Source organism: Pseudonocardia sp. TMWB2A (assembly GCF_017312135.1).
This window is the reverse complement of sequence record NZ_QKQY01000002.1, coordinates 2,322,957-2,340,193: the sequence shown is the minus strand read 5'-3', so window position 1 is coordinate 2,340,193 and position 17,237 is coordinate 2,322,957. Positions and strand designations below refer to the sequence as shown.

General features: G+C 71.1%; 17 protein-coding genes. 15 read left to right on the top strand and 2 right to left on the bottom strand.

Annotated elements, in window-relative coordinates; translation table 11 throughout:
* Positions 1–121 precede the first annotated feature (121 nt).
* The gene (locus DMP17_RS25780; RefSeq protein ID WP_337830860.1) at positions 122–1,834 is read left to right on the top strand and encodes a DUF6119 family protein; all 1,713 of its coding nucleotides are present in this window, start codon (positions 122–124) and stop codon (positions 1,832–1,834) included.
* A 227-nt stretch (positions 1,835–2,061) separates the two neighbouring features.
* Positions 2,062–2,904 carry a phosphotransferase enzyme family protein gene (locus DMP17_RS25775; RefSeq protein ID WP_337830859.1) on the top strand — a complete coding sequence of 281 codons (843 nt, stop codon included), beginning with the start codon at positions 2,062–2,064 and terminating at the stop codon, positions 2,902–2,904.
* On the opposite strand, the gene DMP17_RS25770 is transcribed toward DMP17_RS25775, so the two are convergent.
* The gene (locus DMP17_RS25770; protein WP_337830858.1) at positions 2,905–4,284 is read right to left on the bottom strand and encodes a hypothetical protein; all 1,380 of its coding nucleotides are present in this window, start codon (positions 4,282–4,284) and stop codon (positions 2,905–2,907) included.
* A gap of 150 nt (positions 4,285–4,434) precedes the next feature.
* A complete protein-coding gene (locus DMP17_RS25765; RefSeq protein WP_337830857.1) occupies positions 4,435–4,794 on the bottom strand; it encodes a winged helix-turn-helix domain-containing protein in 360 nt (119 codons plus the stop codon).
* Positions 4,795–4,935: 141 nt separating this feature from the next.
* On the opposite strand from DMP17_RS25765, the gene DMP17_RS25760 reads away from it, so the two are divergent.
* From DMP17_RS25760 to DMP17_RS25700, 13 genes are all read left to right on the top strand, one after another.
* Positions 4,936–5,160, top strand: a complete 225-nt coding sequence (locus tag DMP17_RS25760) for a helix-turn-helix domain-containing protein (RefSeq protein WP_226367843.1) — start codon at positions 4,936–4,938, stop codon at positions 5,158–5,160.
* The gene (locus DMP17_RS25755) at positions 5,160–5,399 is read left to right on the top strand and encodes a hypothetical protein (RefSeq protein WP_068797313.1); all 240 of its coding nucleotides are present in this window, start codon (positions 5,160–5,162) and stop codon (positions 5,397–5,399) included. Before DMP17_RS25760 ends, DMP17_RS25755 begins: the two co-directional genes overlap by 1 nt.
* Positions 5,396–5,686 carry a hypothetical protein gene (locus DMP17_RS25750; protein ID WP_337830856.1) on the top strand — a complete coding sequence of 97 codons (291 nt, stop codon included), beginning with the start codon at positions 5,396–5,398 and terminating at the stop codon, positions 5,684–5,686. Before DMP17_RS25755 ends, DMP17_RS25750 begins: the two co-directional genes overlap by 4 nt.
* Positions 5,683–6,072, top strand: coding sequence for a hypothetical protein (locus DMP17_RS25745; protein ID WP_337830855.1), 390 nt, complete (start codon positions 5,683–5,685; stop codon positions 6,070–6,072). The genes DMP17_RS25750 and DMP17_RS25745 overlap by 4 nt, the downstream gene beginning before the upstream one ends.
* Positions 6,069–6,656, top strand: a complete 588-nt coding sequence (locus tag DMP17_RS46465; protein WP_443217909.1) for a WhiB family transcriptional regulator — start codon at positions 6,069–6,071, stop codon at positions 6,654–6,656. The genes DMP17_RS25745 and DMP17_RS46465 overlap by 4 nt, the downstream gene beginning before the upstream one ends.
* Entirely contained in the window at positions 6,656–7,189 is a 534-nt protein-coding gene (locus DMP17_RS25735) for a hypothetical protein (RefSeq protein WP_337830854.1), read from the top strand. The genes DMP17_RS46465 and DMP17_RS25735 overlap by 1 nt, the downstream gene beginning before the upstream one ends.
* Positions 7,189–9,123: a type IV secretory system conjugative DNA transfer family protein gene (locus tag DMP17_RS25730; protein WP_337830853.1), complete on the top strand. Its 1,935-nt coding sequence runs from the start codon at positions 7,189–7,191 to the stop codon at positions 9,121–9,123. Before DMP17_RS25735 ends, DMP17_RS25730 begins: the two co-directional genes overlap by 1 nt.
* Positions 9,120–10,124, top strand: coding sequence for a hypothetical protein (locus DMP17_RS25725; RefSeq protein ID WP_337830852.1), 1,005 nt, complete (start codon positions 9,120–9,122; stop codon positions 10,122–10,124). Before DMP17_RS25730 ends, DMP17_RS25725 begins: the two co-directional genes overlap by 4 nt.
* Positions 10,121–10,804: a hypothetical protein gene (locus DMP17_RS25720; RefSeq protein ID WP_337830851.1), complete on the top strand. Its 684-nt coding sequence runs from the start codon at positions 10,121–10,123 to the stop codon at positions 10,802–10,804. Before DMP17_RS25725 ends, DMP17_RS25720 begins: the two co-directional genes overlap by 4 nt.
* A complete protein-coding gene (locus DMP17_RS25715) occupies positions 10,801–11,685 on the top strand; it encodes a hypothetical protein (RefSeq protein WP_337830850.1) in 885 nt (294 codons plus the stop codon). The genes DMP17_RS25720 and DMP17_RS25715 overlap by 4 nt, the downstream gene beginning before the upstream one ends.
* Before the next feature lie 211 nt (positions 11,686–11,896).
* Positions 11,897–16,228 (top strand): MobF family relaxase, encoded by a 4,332-nt coding sequence (mobF, locus tag DMP17_RS25710; RefSeq protein ID WP_337830849.1) that lies wholly within the window; start codon positions 11,897–11,899, stop codon positions 16,226–16,228.
* 131 nt (positions 16,229–16,359) lie between these two features.
* Positions 16,360–16,722 (top strand): ChbG/HpnK family deacetylase, encoded by a 363-nt coding sequence (locus DMP17_RS25705; RefSeq protein ID WP_337830848.1) that lies wholly within the window; start codon positions 16,360–16,362, stop codon positions 16,720–16,722.
* The gene (locus DMP17_RS25700) at positions 16,617–17,228 is read left to right on the top strand and encodes a ChbG/HpnK family deacetylase (RefSeq protein WP_337832732.1); all 612 of its coding nucleotides are present in this window, start codon (positions 16,617–16,619) and stop codon (positions 17,226–17,228) included. The genes DMP17_RS25705 and DMP17_RS25700 overlap by 106 nt, the downstream gene beginning before the upstream one ends.
* The last annotated feature ends 9 nt before the right edge of the window (positions 17,229–17,237 follow it).

Here is a 17,237-nt window from a genome sequence, read left to right as displayed (position 1 = left end):
CCGCTGTTCACCTCTAGCAGCACGTGCGTCAACAGGTTGGCAGCAGATGACCCTCAGTAGACGGGCTGTAACAGGTGGGTAGCCCTGGACGATCTACTCGCAAAGTAGCAGAGGGGGCATAGTGGCCCGGAAGCCGTCAAAAGCGAGTAAGACCTCACTGTATCGCGTTCAGATCAGTGCTGGCATGAATCTACTAGATGCTGTCAAATCGGACTACCTCGACCGCGACGAGTTCTCCTCCGAGTCGGTCCGAGTTGGCGAACGGCCAGCAGAGCTGATTTATGGGCAGATTCCTAATGACTCTCCGGACTGGCTCGACCACGCGCAGTCGCTGACGAACTTCCGTCCTCCGTGCACGAATAACACGTCAGCCAGCTTGCTGCTGCTTCGCCTTGACGATAACGCAGATTACGCATACGGCATGACCTGGGGGATGGGGCATCTACTACTTGCAAATGATGTAATTGACGATGGCTTCGGACTTCGCTTTGCTCTACGCCGAGCGGACGCAGAGCAGGTCAGCGCCCTGACTACGCACGCATTAGATACTCTTCCTAGGACCGCTCGCCTATCTGTATTCGGTGGAACGGCTATTAACTCGTTTGGGATGGAGGAGGTTGGCGAGGTCGTCAGCCGCCTGGTGGGAAAAGTGTCCGCTTCTGGACTTTCAAGTGATAAGCCAGGAGAGCCAACTCTCGTTTCCGTAAAAGGCGCGGATGCTCTGAGTGTCCCCCTTGGCAAGAGGTCTGACGACGCGCTCGCCGATCTGCGTCTCATTGATTCTGTCATCCGAAACGAGAGGCCAGCTTCTGGGCTGGAGCATCTGGAGAACACGAGACCTCTGCGTCCGGGTGATCCACGAATCACACTTCTCGAAAATCGTTTCAACGAGGTTGTTGCGAACATCGCGGCTGGACGTATTGTCTTGAGTTGGCCTGCGGAATGGAATGAAGAAGTTGGTGAGCCAGCAAAGTATCTTCTTAGCGGTGGTGGGGTAGGTCGAATTGAGGCATCAGATCTCGAACTTGACCAGATCCTGCGTCCGGTCGCCGAGGATCCAGACCCCGGGAAGCTCGCTCGGCTCCGTAGAATTTATATACAAGGCCTTAACGATGACGGCAGGCCCATGTCGCGCAAGATCTCAGTGGACAAGTGGGTTTCATTTGAGTGTGACTTCGACGGCGGCAGATTCGTCATGCAGCGCGGGCGATGGTTCAACATAGGCGAGGCCTATATTGAGATGCTGAACACAAAAGTCTCGCAGGTCCTTGCCGAAGAGGCTGACCTCCATCTTCCGGAGTGGCCGCGGGAGTGGAAAACCAAGCGTGCCACAGGAAAGCGATACGTCGACCGCGCGAACGAAGGCACTTACAACGAATGGGCCGCGCGATCTGACTCCGATCTCATCTGCATGGATAAGAAGATGATCTCGACGGAGCTCCATCCGCGAGGGTTCGAAGCCTGCGACCTTCTCCATAAGGACGGGACGCTCGTACACGTTAAACGCCTTGACGATTCGGTCTCAGCGAGTCATCTATTCAACCAAGCGGTCGTGGCGGTGGAGTCGCTCCGACGTCAACCGGATGCCCGAGTGGCTTTTCTAAGGAAAGTCGATGAAATTAGTAACGGAGACTTCTCCCTTCCTGCTACCTACTCGCCGGAGCGCGTCATACTTGCTTTCACAGGTGGCGGGTCGGTAGCGGATTCGATATTTACATTCTCCAAGATCACGCTAGTGAGGTGTGCTCAGCGCCTCGGCGACATGGGGGTGGAGCTGCAGATTGCGCGCCTAGCCGAGACCGATGAGATTATTCAACTGGAAGCGGAGGATTGACCCCTCAGGGTGATCCAAGATGTGCTCATAGTTGCGATCGACTTCTTTCTGGGTGGATCTGAACTGCGATTTCGCTTTTTGCTCGCCGCTGGACATTTTGGGTCAGTCTCTCCATCCGTGGGTACAGCTGCGGCGCTTCGGTATGATGTTCGACTGTGAAGGCTGGTAGCGGGACTTGGCAGTTCGGGCGTGACTATGCGCTCGGTTTGCTTCGTGAGGTGGGCGTTGTGACGCACCTCGACGTGCGGGATGCCATAATGCTTCGCCTTGGAGAAAATGCCATCTTTGGTCTAGTTCCTAGAGGTCCAGTTGTTCGCATCGCACGTTCGATGGAGCGATGGGGTGATGCCGAGAGGGAAGTCTGGGCTTCGGGTTGGCTGGCGTCATACGGAGTTCGTGTTTGTGAAACGGTCGACATGGCTCAGCCGATCCCTGTTTCGGGACATCCCGTCACTTTCTGGCAGTATATTGACGGACGACGAGGCAGGCCCGAGGACGTATACCAGCTCGGAACGCTATTACGCAATATCCACTCGCTAGAGCAGCCAGTGAGCGCGAACGCGCTTCTACCGAGATTCGATCCGCTAGGACGTGTCGCTGCTCGTATCGCGTGCGCCCCAATCTGCGAAGCTGATCGTATTTCTCTTTCCGAGAGCCTTGCCAGGATCTCTGTCGAGATCGAGGCCCTAGAATTCCAGCTTCCGGTCACTATCATTCATGGCGATGCACATGTGCAGAACCTTATGGTTCCTAAGGGGGGCGATCCCGTTCTTATCGACCTAGAGAATATCTCCATCGGGCAGCCGGAGTGGGATCTTTCCGTGACGGCGACAGAGTGGCAGGTCGCAGGATTCTGGTCTGACGATCAGTATCAGAGTTTCGTTGATGGGTATGGCTTCGACGTCACAACATGGCCCGGATTTCAGGTAATCAAGCAAGCTCAGGCGATCAAAATGACTACCTGGCTGATGCAGAACATTAATGAATCTCAGGAGATTCGCGACGAGTACGAACTTCGGATGCGCACGATTCGCGACGGCGAGCCACTGCGCTGTTGGACGCCGTTCTGATCATCGCCCCTCTGGTACGCCGAGTAGTGGGTCGGTGAGGACTGCCAGCTCGACGGAACGCCAATCTCGTGGATGGGCCGCGGTCACCTGCTGGACGAAGTCAGCGACGTAGCGCCGGTACCTGCTGGACTGCAGCGGCCCGGCCAGTTCGATCGCCGACCGTGCCGCCGCGACCGCTTCGTCAAGCGACCCCTCCTGTAGCGCCCCGGCGGCGGTGACCATGTTGATGAACGCCCGGGTCCGAGGCGGGGTCGCGTCGGAGGCGACAGCCAGGCCGGCAAAGTGGCGAGTCTCCTCGCCCCGCCCGAGGTCGCGGAAGCAGTGGGCGGCCTCACCGGCCAGCTCGGCAGGGTCGAAGTAGCTGATCCATGCCGGGTCGGCGTCGCCGCCCTGGTGCAGTGACGCCTCGGCTCGTCCGAGCGCCCGCTCGGCTCCGGGGCCGTCGGATAGCGACGCGAGGGCCCGCGCCTCCATCGCGTGCAGCATGGCGAGGGTGGCCGGTGCCGGGATGCCGGTGCTGGTGGTGATCGCCGCGCGGGAGAGCTGGACCGCGTCGCGGTAGCGGCCGAGGTAGTTGGCCTGGTGGCTGAGGTTGGCGAGGAGTCTCGCGCCGAGCAGGACGTCTCCCGCGTCGCGGGCGAGGCGCAGGCCGTAGGTGAGGTAGCGCTGTGCGGCGGCGTGGCGCCCGGCGTCGTACGCGCTCCACCCGAGCATCTGGGCTAGTTCCGCCGTGGCGGACAGGATGTCGGCGCGCCCGGCCCCACGGGGTAGCGAGCGGAGCAGCGGCAGTACCTGGCTGCGGAAGTAGAACAGCAGCAGCTCACGGGTGTGCCCGCCGCCGAGCTGGAAGTCCAGTTCCATGAGCCGGGCAGTCGTGAGCCGGATCGCTTCGGCGTCGACCGGCGCGTCGTCGGTGTCGGGTCGGCGGTACTCGCTGTGGTCGTCGAACAGGTAGCCGGTGATGATCGACGGGGTCGCGAACCCGTCCCAGGCGTATGGGCCGGGGACGAGGATGCCGGCGGTGTCGGCTGCGGCGACGGAGTCGAGTCGTGCGGTCGCGGTGTCGGCGTCGTCGGGATAGACGACCGGCTCGACGGCGGCGGCAGGTTCTGCCTCGGCAGTGACGACGGCGGTGAAGCCGAGTCCGGCCGGGGTGAGGGTGCGGCCGAGCTTCTCCGACAGACAGGTCGCGATGAGGACCGCGGTATCGGCCCTGGGTTGTGTGCCGTCGAGCCACCTCTTGACGGTGACGTGGTCGGCGGCGCTGCGGACGCCGCGACGTGCGGCGAGGTCACGGACCCGGCGGGCGAGCCCGTTGTTGGTCATCTCGGCTTCGGTCATCGCGCGTCCGAGCGCGACGTTCGGCGTCGTTCCGCCCATCCGTTCCACCGCCCGGAGGGGCTGTCTGCACCCCGTGTGCACCCCCTGTGCACGGATGCACCCCCTGAGCACACTGTAGGTAGGGGCACCGACGTTGTTTGCTGATTCGCATGGAGAGCATCGCAGAAGCAAACAGGGCGGTTCAGGGAGCTACGGCCTGGAGGTCCGGCCCTCCAGCTCGGCCACCCGGGCTTCGAGCGCGGCGAGAGCGGTCGAGGTCCGGTCCTCGAGCTCGCGCAGTCGGACGGCGAGGTCGGAACGGTCGGCGTCGGTTTCGTCGCCGGGCTCGGCGGTGACGTACACGGCCTTGCCGGGCTGCCCCTGGACGACGCCCTCCTGACGCAGTTCGCGGACCGCGGCACGAACGACGGTCGTCGACACCTCGTAGGTGCGGGTGAGCTGCGACGTCGAGGGCAGCTCGCTCCCGACGGGGTAGGAGCCGGCACGGATCGCGCGGCGTAGCTCGTCGGCCACCTGTAGGTACTTCGGGCGCCCCGTGTGCTCAGTCATCGGCCTCCTCCGGTTGGGAGCCTACGCAGCCCGGTGACGGGCGCGTAGCCGCCACGCACGGCGGGAGGCAACGAGACGCAACCTTGTGCACCATGTGCAGATAGTGCACCATGTGTGTATGGATACGAACGGAGAGCAGAGATGACGACGACCGGAGCCCCGAGTGCGGGGCCGACCTTCTACGACGTCCAGGAGGTGGCCGCGATGCTGAAGATGTCGCGGATGACCGTCTACCGGGCGATCTCGACCGGGGAGCTGCGGGCGGTCCGCGTGCGGGGCCGCTGGCTGGTCCCGGCCCAGGTCATCCAGACCCTCGTCGAGAACGCCGTCGCCGGTGTCCCCGCCGACCTGCGGGGCGGTGCGTGATGGGCAGCGTCGGAGTGCTGATCCTCGTCGCGCTGGTCGGGGCGTTCATCTGCGCCAAGGCCCGCTCGGCCGGTGGCGCGGTCGCGTTCGCCGCGCTGGCCCTGGTGCTGTTCATCGCCACGCCGGTCGGGGCCGGTGTGCCGGCCGCCGTCGGGACTTTCATGTCGGCGTTCGACCAGGCCGCGACTCCCGCACTGAACGGGACGCAGCAGGCCGGGACCTCCGGGAGCGGGTCGTGAGCGCGGCGGCCGAGTACCCGGTCGCCCACATGCTCGGTGACGACGTCATCGACGTCGCGGACCTGGTGTGCCCGGGCTGCTGGTCCCCGGTCATCGACGTCCCGCCGACCGGATGGCCCGCCCGGGCCGGTCACCTGCCCGAGTTCTCCCACGAGGACGGATCGGTGCTGTGCCCGGACGAGAACGGACGCGTCCCGGAGCCGGTCGAGGCGGGCGGGCTGCGCTACGCGCTCACCGAGCAGTGCTCCGGCGCGCCGCTGGACGTCGCCCGGGAGTGGTCGACGTGAGCACCCGACCCAACCTGGCGTCCGAGCCCCGAGACCCGGTCGCGCAGCCCGACGACCTGGACCCGCGGCTGCTGTCCCCGACCGGACGCACGGAGCGGCTGCGGATCGTCGTCGAGCACTACGTCCCGACCGCCGGACGGTGCCCGGGTTGCCGGTGGCCCGTACAGCGCCGCGAGGAGTGCCCGTCGCGGCAAGTGGCGCTCGCGCTGCTGGAGAACCGGCCGTTGCCGGCGCGGCTGGCGCACCTGGCCGACGTCGTCCCCGGCGCGCGCGGGGTCGGCCAGGACAGCGCCGCCGACCGGGACCTGCGGCGCAAGGAGCTGGACGCGATGCCCGGGTTGTTCGCCGCCCCGGCCCGCACCTCGGACCGGAGGGACACGCGATGACCGAGGCGAGCACACACCACGAGGGACGGCCCGGCGACGGGTTCTTGGCGGGACACAGCCGCCGGGCCGCTCTCACCGCACATCAGCAGAAGGCAGGCGAGGAAACGATGGTAGAGCGACACGACGACCGATGGCGCGAGCGCGCGGCGTGCCTGTCGGTGGACCCCGATCTGTTCTTCCCAGTCGCGGAGGACGGCGCCGCGTACTCGCGGCAGGTCACCCGCGCGAAGCGGGTCTGCGGCCGGTGCCCGGTTCAGGCCGCGTGCCTGGAGTGGGCGATCGAGTGCCAGCCGCACGGTATCGCCGGCGGGATGACGGCCGCGGAGCGTCGCCGGGCCCGCGCGGTCCGGCCCGCCCGGCGTGTCACCGCGTGCCAGGGTGAGGTCACCTTCGAGGTTCCGGTGGGAGTCCGGCAGGTCCCGTCGCGGAGCCGGTCCCCGATCGTCGCCGACGGTCGGGCCGCCCTCGCGGGGGGCGTCCCGCGACGGGAGGTCGCGAAGGCGTTCGGGGTGTCGCGACGCACGGTCGACCGCTGGGCCGCGACCCTGTCCGTCGCCGATACGACCCCGGGCGGTGGTCGGTGATGAGCGTGTTCGACGCGTCCCCGAGGACCGCTGTGTCCGGTCGGGTCCGTGAGCTGGTGCGCCGGATCGCCGTCGAGGCGTTCGCCGCGAGCGAGTCCGAGGTCCCGATCCCGGGGTTCACGGTGTTCACCGACCGCCGTCTCGACGACCCGCTGGCCGGTGTCCGGGCCGCGCTGCTGGTGCACACGGTGGCGGAGTCTCAGCTTGCCGAGTACGCCTGGGCCGCCCGTGCGGCGGGCCGGTCCTGGGATCAGGTCGCTGACGCGCTCGGCATCACCACCGACGAGGTCGCGGTGGTGGGGGAGGCGGCGTTCGACTGGCTGGTCTGCGGCCGGGTCCCGGATCCGGAGCCGGACGGGGTGCGCTCGTTCCGGACGCCGTGTGCGTACTGGCGGTGCTCGACCTGCGAGGGCCTGGTGACCGATCACGGCCCGTTCGAGGGGAACCCGGCCAACAGCGAGGACGGCCACGCCAAGGGCTGCAGCCGTCACGCCGCTGAGGTGCGGGCGTGGAACGAGGGGTGGGAGCTCTGATGGAGATCCTGTTCAGTTCCACCGCCGTTGTTCTGGCGGTGTTCGCCGCGGGCGCGCTGCTCGCTTGGGCCCGTGGCGCCCGCGCCCTGGCCGCCGGCCTCGCCCTGGTCGCCCTGCTGCCCGCGGCGACGATCGTCACCGCCCTGTCCTGGCCCGCCCTGCTCGCCGTGGTCGGCCTGGCCGGGGTGATCGTGTGGCATCGCTGGTCGCGCTCCTCGGCGACGGTGTCCCGGTGGGCGGCGAGGTCGCGTCGCAAGGTCGGGGTGGCGTCCAGTCTGGACATCGTCCGCCACGCCGGGACCCTCGCCGTCCGGCGCCGGACCGGCACCGTCCGTCCGTCCCTGGCCGGGCTCCCGCGGTGGCAGCGGGCCCGGCTCGCTACGAGCGAGGCCGCTGTCGAGCTGTGCCGCACCGGAGCGTTGCGGGTGTGGGCGTTGGTCGAGGACGTGGTGATCGTCGTCGGCGGGCCCCGCACCGGTAAGACCGGCTGGCTGGCCGGGCGCGTCCTGGACGCGCCGGGCGCCGCGCTGGTCACGTCTACGCGCACCGATCTGCTGGACCTGTGCGGGCCGTTGCGCCGTCAGGACCGGGGTGAGGTGTTCGTGTTCAACCCGGCTGGCCTCGGTGGCCGCGCGTCGACGATTACGTTCGATCCGCTGACCGGCTGCACCGACCCCGTGACCGCGACGGAGCGGGCGACGGACATGCTCGCCGCGGTCGCGTCCGGTGCGGGTGGGGATCGGGAGTTCTGGGACGGTCAGGCGCGCCGCGTCCTGGCCGCCCTGCTGCACGCCGCCGCCCTCGGGCACAAGCGGATGGCCGACGTCCTGGGGTGGGTCGCCGACCCGGACACCGCCGGCCGTGAGGTCCCCGCGTTGCTGCGCCGGTCGGGGGTGACGGCGTTCGAGCAGGACGTCATGCAGTTCCTGACCACCAACGAGCGCACCCGCTCCTCGATCACCTCCAGCGTGATGCCCGCCCTCGGCTGGCTCACCCACCCCGCCGCGGCTGCGGCGGCCGAACCGGGCGAGGGGTTCGACGTCGCCCGCCTCCTCGACGACCGCGCGACGGTGTTCCTGCTCGGCGCCGAGGAGGCCCAGACCTCCCCACTGGTCTGCGCGCTGACCGGGCACATCGCCCGCGAGGCCCGCCGCCTGGCCGCCGGGCAGCCGAAGGGGCGGCTGGACCCGCCGCTCGGACTCTTCCTGGACGAGGCGGCACTGATCAGCCCGGTCCCGTTGGAGTCGTGGACGGCGGACATGGGCGGTCGTGGTGTGACGATCTTGTGTGCGTTCCAGTCCCGCGCCCAGCTGTTGGCCCGGTGGGGTGAGCACAAGGCCGCGACGATCCTGAACAACACCGCCGCGGTGATGATCTTCGGCGGGACCCGGGACAAGGCGGACCTGGAGTTCTGGTCCACCCTGGCTGGTGAGCGGGACGAGCGGGTCACCACGACCGATGACCATGGCCGGGTCGCCTCGCGCAGTGTGCGGAAGGTGCCGGTGTTGGCGCCGGCGCAGATCGCGAATCTGCCGGCTGGTCGGGTGGTGGTGATCCGGCGCGGGATCGCTCCGGTGATCGGTCGGGCGCAGATGGCGTGGAAGCGGCGCGATGTGCGGCGTCGGGCGCGGCTGCTGCGTCGGATCGAGGCGGAGACCCGCTGGCATCGCCGCGGCGAGGCGGTCCGGACGTGGGCCGACCTCCAGCTCGAACACGCCCTCACCGCGCTCGCCGGCCGTTGGCCGGGGCGGTTCGGGGAGGCAGCGGACCGGGTGCGGTCGTCCAACCGGATGTTCGCCGAGCTGCGCGCGATCCGCCGCGGCGGGGCGCAGGGCCAGGCCGCCGAGGCGACCGCGCTGCACGAACCCGGCCCCGACGTCGCACCGCCCGGCCCACCGGCAGGCGGCGCAGATGACGGGCGGTGGCAGCGATGAGCGGCCGCTACGAGCTGCTGACCCCGGTCGAGGCGGTTGACCGGCTCGCCATCGACCTGCCGGGTGGGCGGGCGGATGCCGAGCAGGTCGTCGCCTCCTACCTGCGCGACGCCACCGGCGTCCACGGCCGGCCGTCGTCGGGCTGGCGGCTCGACGAGTTCGACCTCGACGACGCCCGCGCCCGCTTCGGGTGGGTCGACTTCGCGGGCGGGGAGACCGTCGCCCAGGCCCGCACCCGCGCCGATGCCGCGGCGGTCGCGGCGCTGCGGCAGGCGCGGGGGACGTCGGCGATCACCGAGCGGGACCGGCTGGCCGGGCTGCACTCCGACGCGGAGATGTGGGGCTACCGCGCCCACACTGTCGGGCTCGACGAGCTGACCAACACCACCGGCTGCGACCCGCAGCCCCGGCTCGTGACCGTCGCCCGGGAGGGCCGGGAGCGCTCGCACCGCGAGGCCACCGCCGCCCACGACGCCCGAGTCCTGGCCGCCGAAGCCGCGGCCGCCGCCGCGTCGACGACCGACGCCGATCACCAGCAGACCGACCGCGATCCGCGCGAGCAGCGGAGCGACGAGCCCGAGGAGGACGACACGATGCGCGCTGCGGACGACCACAACAACGACGAGGGGTGGTCCTTCGCCCCGGCCGGGCGGCGGATGCGGATGTTGTCCGACGACCACCCGTCGATGCGCGCCCTGTGCGCGGAGATGGAGGCGGCCGCCCGCACCGACGACGGCCCCGACCCGGTCCACGACGACGAGCGCGGCGACCGCGAGCGGGTCCTCGACGAGGGGCCCGGTGCGTTCGTCGACGGCATGTGGTTCACCCCGGACCCGGCGCTGGAGGGCGGGGTCCGGCCGTTGACCGAGTCCGAGATGCGGCGGGTCTCGGAGCTGGTCCGTGCGACGCAGGCCGAGGCGCTGGCCGACGACCTGGCACCGCACGACATCCCGTTGTCCGCCCCGCGGGCCGACCACGACGCGACGGAGTGGGGCCGATGAACACGCCCCCGCACCCCGCCACCCCCTCGAAGGCGGAAGGTCCGACCGGTGTCGCCGTCGCCGGGCTGGCCCGGCAGGTCGACGACCTGAACCGCAGGCTCGACGCGCTCGGTCCCGTCAACGGACGGATCGACGAGTTGACCCAGGTCGTGGCGGAGCTGAGCCAGACCCTCGCGACGGTCGCCGCGCGGCGGCGGCCGGCCCCGGCCCCGTCGTGGCTGCTCGCCCCGACCGAGCCGGAGAAGGTCGCGGTGCTGCTCGACGAGCTGGCCGGGTGGCTGCGTCTGGTGTTCCTGCGCTACCCCGACGGTGCCGCGGTCGTGCCGGAGTGCTGGGCCTGGCACGCCGACGTCGTCGAGGAACTGCTGTGGCTCATGCACGCCTGGTGCGCGGCCTACCAGGGGCCCGACGCGTCGGTGCAGCTCGCGGGGGACTGGCACGACCGCCAGCGACCCGGGGTGGTCAACCGGCTCCGCAAGTCCGTCGGGTCGTGCTCGATCGAAAGGCACCAGACCCGACCCGGGTGGGGTGCCCCGCCCGGGGCTCCGCCGACGGTGCCGGGGGAGCAGCACGCGTCGCTGATCACCGCGTGGTGGGCGGACGGGCGCGAGCAGGCTCCACCCGAGCCGGCGAGCACCGCCGCCGCGGGGTCCGGCCCGATCGGCGGTGCGCTCGGATGACGGTCACCGGAACACGGAGCGGTCGCGCCGGCCGGGCCGCGATCTGGCTGCCGGGCCTGGCCGTCGCGATCGGGGCCGCGGTCGCGACGGCGCACGGCCTGTTCGAGGTCGCCCTGGCCGCGCGGGTCCCGGCCGGGATCGCCTGGATCTACCCGCTGATCACCGACGGCCTCGCGCTGGTCGCCTACACCGCCACGGCCCGGCTGTCCGGGTCGGCGGCCCGCTACGCCTGGTCGGTGGTGATCGTCTCGGCCGGGCTGTCGGGGCTCGCGCAGGCGGTCTACCTCGCTTCCGACACCGTCACCGCGGGTGGGGAGCTGGCCGTGAGCGCCGCGCTGCGGTTCGGGGTCGGGGCGTGGCCCGCGATCGCGGCCGCCGTCGTCGCGCACCTGCTCTACCTCCTCGCCGAGAACGACACCGACGAGCAGCCTGAGCACGACCGGCAGGCGCCGGATGGCGCGGCCGGATGCCGTGTCCGGGCGACGATCACCGTCCCGCCGTCCGGCCGGACACCGGCGGGACAGCCCGACGAGGTGGGACACGGTCCGGCCGTCCCGCCCGCCATGGACGGGCCGGTGATCCCGGGCCCGCCGCGTCCGGTGTCCCACCCCGCCCCGCGCCCCGCCGTCCGGCCGGACGGCTCCGGCCCCGGTGGGACGGGCGGGTCGGGTGCGGGCGCGCAGGAGCGCGCCCGCACCACCGCCCAGACCCACCGCCAGCGCCACGGAGCCCTCCCGACGGTGCGCGAGCTGCAGGACCTGGCTGACGTCGGCCGGGGCACTGCTGCCCGAGCACTCCAGCAGCTCCGCGACACCCCACCGCAGGCCGCGAGCGGCCTGCACCTCGTCCCCGACGAGCCCCAGAACAGGACCACCCGATGAGCGCCAGCAGCGAGAAGACCACCGCGACCGAGCAGAACGCCAGAACCGAGAGCGACTACCCCGAACAGAGCAACAAGAGCCCAAGATCAAAAGCAGCACACCGATGCATCACGATCCGAGGGGGCTGGCCGGCCTCCGGCCGGCCACGCCGGACCCCGTGCGCTGTCGATCTCGACGGGACTCGCCGCAAGGTCGTGTCGAGGTGGTCGGGGTGCTGAGCATCGCGTCGGGCTACAGCCCGGAGTACCTGTTGAAGGAGGTCGCGGCCGGGCGGGAGAACTACTACACAGGCGCGGTCGCCGAGGGGGAGCCGCCGGGGCGTTGGTGGGGTGCCGGGGCGGAGAAGCTGGGGCTGCGCGGCCTGGTCGAGGCCCAGGACATGCGTGCGGTCTACGAGCGGTTCCTCGACCCGCGGGACGAGGGGTTCCACGACCCGTCCCGGTGGGACGAGGTCGGGACGCTGGGGCACACGGGACGCCGGTACCTGTCCGAGGACGAGATCTACGCCGCCGCGCTGGAACGCGAGCCGGACGCTTCGGCGGAACGCCGGGCCGAGCTGCGTACCGAGGCGGGGAAGTCGGCCCGGCACAACGTCGCGTTCCTCGACGTCACGTTCTCCGTGCAGAAGTCGGTGACGCTGCTGCACACCGCGTTCGAGGCCCGCGAGGTCGCCGCCCGCAAGGCCGGCGACGAGCAGACCGCGGCGGCGTGGGGCGAGTTCCGCCAGGCCGTGGAGGACGCGATCTGGGCGGGTAACAACGCTGCCCTGGCCTACCTGCAGGACAAGGCCGGCTACTCCCGCGTCGGGCACCACGGCGGCGCCGCGGGCAGGTGGGTCGACGCGCACAACTTCGTCGTCGCGTCGTTCTTCCAGCACGACTCCCGCGACCGGGACCCGCAGCTACACATCCACGACACGATCCTCAACCGCGTCGAGGGCCCCGACGGCGTCTGGCGCACCCTCGACGGGCGCAGCCTCTACCGGTGGCGCCCGGCCGCCGCCGCGGTCGCGGAGCGGACGTGCGAGGAGCGGATCACCCACTCGCTCGGGATGCTGCTCGCGACCCGCCCGGACGGGAAGTCCCGCGAGGTCGTCGGCATCGCCGAGGAGACGATGGCACTGTTCTCCCAGCGCCGCCGCGCGGTCACCGCCAAGACCGGCGAGCTGTTCGCCCTGTTCGAGCAGCGCTACGGGCGCGCCCCGAACTCCGCCGAGCGGGACCGGATCTCCCGGCAGGCCACGTTCGCCACGAGGGCGTCGAAGTCGCACGACGGGGAGACCCGCGAGGAGTTCCTCGACCGGATCAACGACCGGATGCGCGCCGACATCGACGGCGGCCTGGCCGCGGTCGCCGACGCCGTCCTGGCCGCCCGCCCCGGGGACGTAGCGCCGCAGGCGTTCAACCCGCAGGTGGTCATCGAACTCGCGCTGGCCGACGTCGCCTCCCGCAAGGCGGGCTGGACCCGCGCGGACCTCACCCGCGCGGTCAACGCAGCCCTGCCCGACTACCTCGGGATCCCCGACGGAACCGACGTCGCGGCGCTGCTCGACCAGCTCACCGACGAGGCCATCCTGTACGCGGTCGCGATGGATGCCGAACGCCCCGGGGAGTCGCTGCTGCCGCCCGACCTGCTGCTCGCCAACGGCGAGTCCGCCATGCGCGCCCCGGGCGGGCGGATCTACTCCACCCCCGACCAGGTCCGCTCCGAACGCATCCTGCTCGCCGCCGTCACCGCCCGCGACGGCGCCGCGCTCACCGAGCAGGCCACGGCCGCGTTCCTGACCCGCCTCGACGACGAGGGCGTCCGCCTCGGGGCCGACCAGGCCGCCGCGGTCCGCGGGGTCCTCACCTCCGGTGCCCGGGTCGAGACCCTCGTCGGGCCGGCCGGGACCGGCAAGTCCTTCGTCGTCGGCACCGTCGCCCGCGCCTGGACCGACCCCGCCGGTACACCGGACGAGCCCGGTCGACGGGTGTTCGGGCTGGCGACCAGCCAGGTCGCCACCGACGTCCTCACCGGAGAAGGGCTGACCGCGCGCAACGTCACCCGGTGGCTGGTGACGCAGGACCGGCTCGCCGCCGCGCCCGCCGAGCGCCGCACCGTCGACGGCGACGAGGAGTGGCGGCTGCGCGCCGGGGACCTGGTCGTCGTCGACGAGTCCGCGATGACCGACACCGCGGCCCTGGCCGCGATCCACGGCCACACCGCGGCGGCCGGGGCGAAGCTGCTGCTGGTCGGGGACCACAAGCAGCTCGCCGCCGTCGGCGCTGGCGGCGGCATGGACATGCTCGCCGCGGCCGGGTCGCGCTACGAGCTCACCGACGCCCGTCGCTTCACCGACGGCTGGGAACGTGCCGCGTCCCTGCGGCTGCGGGCCGGGGACGAGACGGTCCTACGTGAGTACCACCAGCACGGCCGCCTGATCGACTCCGGCACCCGGGACGACGCCGAGGCGTCCGCCGCGCGGGGATGGCTGGCGGACACCCTCGACGGCCGCCGCTCGCTGCTGCTGGTCGACACCAACGACCAGGCCGCCCGGCTGTCCGCGCAGCTGCGGACCGAGCTGGTCCGCCTCGGGCAGGTGGAGGAGCACGGGGTCCCGCTCGGGATGCAGGGCACCTTCGCCGGGGTGGGGGATCTGGTGCAGGCCCGCCGCAACGGCTGGAACCTGGTCGGCGTCGAGGGCAACCGGCGCGGCCCGATCAACCGCGAGACCTACCGCGTCACTGCCGTCCGCGACGACGGCGCCCTGGAGGTGACCACCGACCCGGTCGGTGACGGAGGGGAGCGGCTGGTCCTGCCCGCGGACTACGTCGCCGAGCACCTCGCGCTCGGCTACGCCTCCACCGTGCACGCCGCGCAGGGCGCCACCGTCGACACCACCCACACCGTCGCCACTCCGAACACCGCCGCCGCCGCGCTGTACGTCGGGATGTCCCGCGGCCGCAGCTCCAACACCGCGCACGTCGCCACCCGCACCGGACCGCAGGACGCGGCCCAGGGCACCACCCACGAACACGGCCTGCACCGCGACCCGGTCGCCACCCTCGCCGGGATCCTCGACACGAGCGAGCAGGCCGTCGAGCGTTCCTCGCTCACCTTCGCCGCCGATTCCGTGGCCGAAGCCCTCAGCACCCGCACCGCGGCCGACCTGCTCTCCGAGGGGGCCCAGCTCGCCGCGACCGAGCGCACCAACGCCGCCCTCGACCGGCTCGTCGACGCCGGTGCGCTGACCGTCGAGCAGCGCACCCGGATCGCCGCCGAGGACGGCACCGGCGCGCTGACCCGCATCCTGCGCCGCGCGGAACTCGCTGGGCACGACCCCGACACCGTCCTGGGCGACGCCGTCGAACGCGGCCCGCTCACCGGCGCCCGCACCGTGTCCAACGTCCTCTACTCCCGCATCCGCGACGGCCACCGCTTCGACCCCGTCGGACAGAGCTGGACCGACTGGACCCCGCGGGTCGAGGACAAGGAGTGGGACGCCTACCTGAGCGCGCTGGCCGAGGCCGCCGACGACCGCGCCCACACCCTCGGCGCCGAGCTGGCCGACGCCCCGCAGCCCTGGGCGGTCGCCGCGTTCGGAGAGGTCCCCGACGACGGTCCCGCCCGCGCCGCGTGGGTCGACACGGTCGGGCGGGTCGCTGCCTACCGCGAGGCCCGCGGTCACGACGACCCCGACGACGCCCTCGGACCGGCCCCGCAGCCCGGGCAGGTCGAGCAGTTCGCCGCCTACCGCGCGGCGTGGCGCGACCTCGGACGGCCCGAGATCGACCGCGAGCACCTGGAGCTGTCCAACGGTCAACTCCGGATGCGGGTCCGCGCCTACGACCGCGAGTTGGCCGCCGCGCCTCGCTACGTCGCCAACGAGCTCGCCGCCACCCACCAGGCCGCGACCCGCTACCAGCAGGACGCCGCCCTGCGCCGCGCCGAAGCCGCCGCGGCGACCGACCCGGCCGAGCAGCAGCGCCTCACCGAGGAGGCCGCCCAGGCCGCGGCGCTCGCCGCGGTCCTGGCACAGCGCGCGACCGAGCTGGCCGAGGTCGACGACGCCCGTAGCCGCTGGCTCGCCCACACGGCAGAGACCCGCGCGCAGGCCGAACTGTCCAAGGCCGAGCTGTCCGCCCGCGACGCCGACGACGACCCCGACGACCGGGTCACCGCCGCCGAGTGGAAGGCCGCCCACGACGCCGCCGTCGCCGACGACGACCGGCACCGCGAGATCACCGCGGACGACGTCGCCGACCACCTCGACGACGCCCGACCCGACGAGGACCGGGATGTGGCCGAGTCGCGGCGGGAGGACGTGCGCGAGGCCCCGCCGGTCCAGACCGGGGAGGACGTCGTGCGGGTCCCGGAGGCCGAGCAGACCGAGCAGTCGGTCCAGCACGCCCGCCGGATGCTCGACGAGATCGCCTACCGCGACGCCGTCGACGAACCCGAGAACGAGCGCGCCGCACAGCTCACCCGCTGGCACACCGATGACACGAGCGCCGATCGCGAGTCGGACCACGCGATCTGGGACGACGAGACGTCACCCTGATCGAGGCGTTCCGCACCCCAGATGCCGTCGGTCGGGGCCCACCTCGCGGGCTCCGACCGCGGGTCCACGCCCGAGCCCCACGTCGCGCGGTCGGATCGATACCGGGTTGACGTGGGCGGGACAGTCGACCCGTGGCGGATCCGTTGTCGTCAGAGCTGCTCGGCTACGACTCGGGCGCCCGCGTGCTGCTCGTCAACGCCGACGACTTCGGCATGCGCCCGTCCGTCGATCTCGGGATCCTCGACGCACTCGATCACGGGATCGTCCGCTCCACCAGCGCGATGACGGTGTGTCCGGGCAGCAGGTCGGCGTTGGAGGCGTTGAGCCGCCGTCCCGGGACAGCCGTCGGTGTCCATCTGAGCCTGGTACGTGACCGTCCCGCCGACGACTGGAGGCCGAACGCCGGCGTCGACCGGGTCCGGTTCTCGTCGACGACAAGGGACGCCTGTTCCTGCAGTCCCGACGGGCCGAGCTGCTCCGCACCGCCCGGATAGACGAGGTGGAGATCGAGTTCCGAGCCCAGATCGCGGCGGTGCGGCGGACCGGGATCAGCCCGACCCACCTAGACTTCCACAGCCTCGCCGACGGCGGGCGGGCCGACGTCTTCAACGTTGCTGCCGGTCTCGCCGCCGAGCACGGCTGCGCACTGCGGGTGTGGCTCGAACCGAACCGAACCTGCGCACGGGCCGCCGGCCTGCCGGTGGTGGACCATCCGTTCCTGGACAGCTTCACACTCGCCCCGACCGCCAGGGCCGAGCACTACGAACGTCTCCTACGCGATCTCCCCGCAGGCCTGACGGAGTGGGCGGTGCACCCGGCGTCCGACGACGACGTCGCTGAGGGCGACGAGCACGACCGGCGAGTCCGGGGCGGCGACCACAGCTGGCTGACCTCGTCCCGGGCGCGCACCGTCATCGCCGAAGAGCGCATCGACCTCGTCGGCTACGACGCCGTCCAGGCGGTCTGGCAGGACCGGCACCGGGCTCTCCCGCGTTCGTGAGCGACCCCG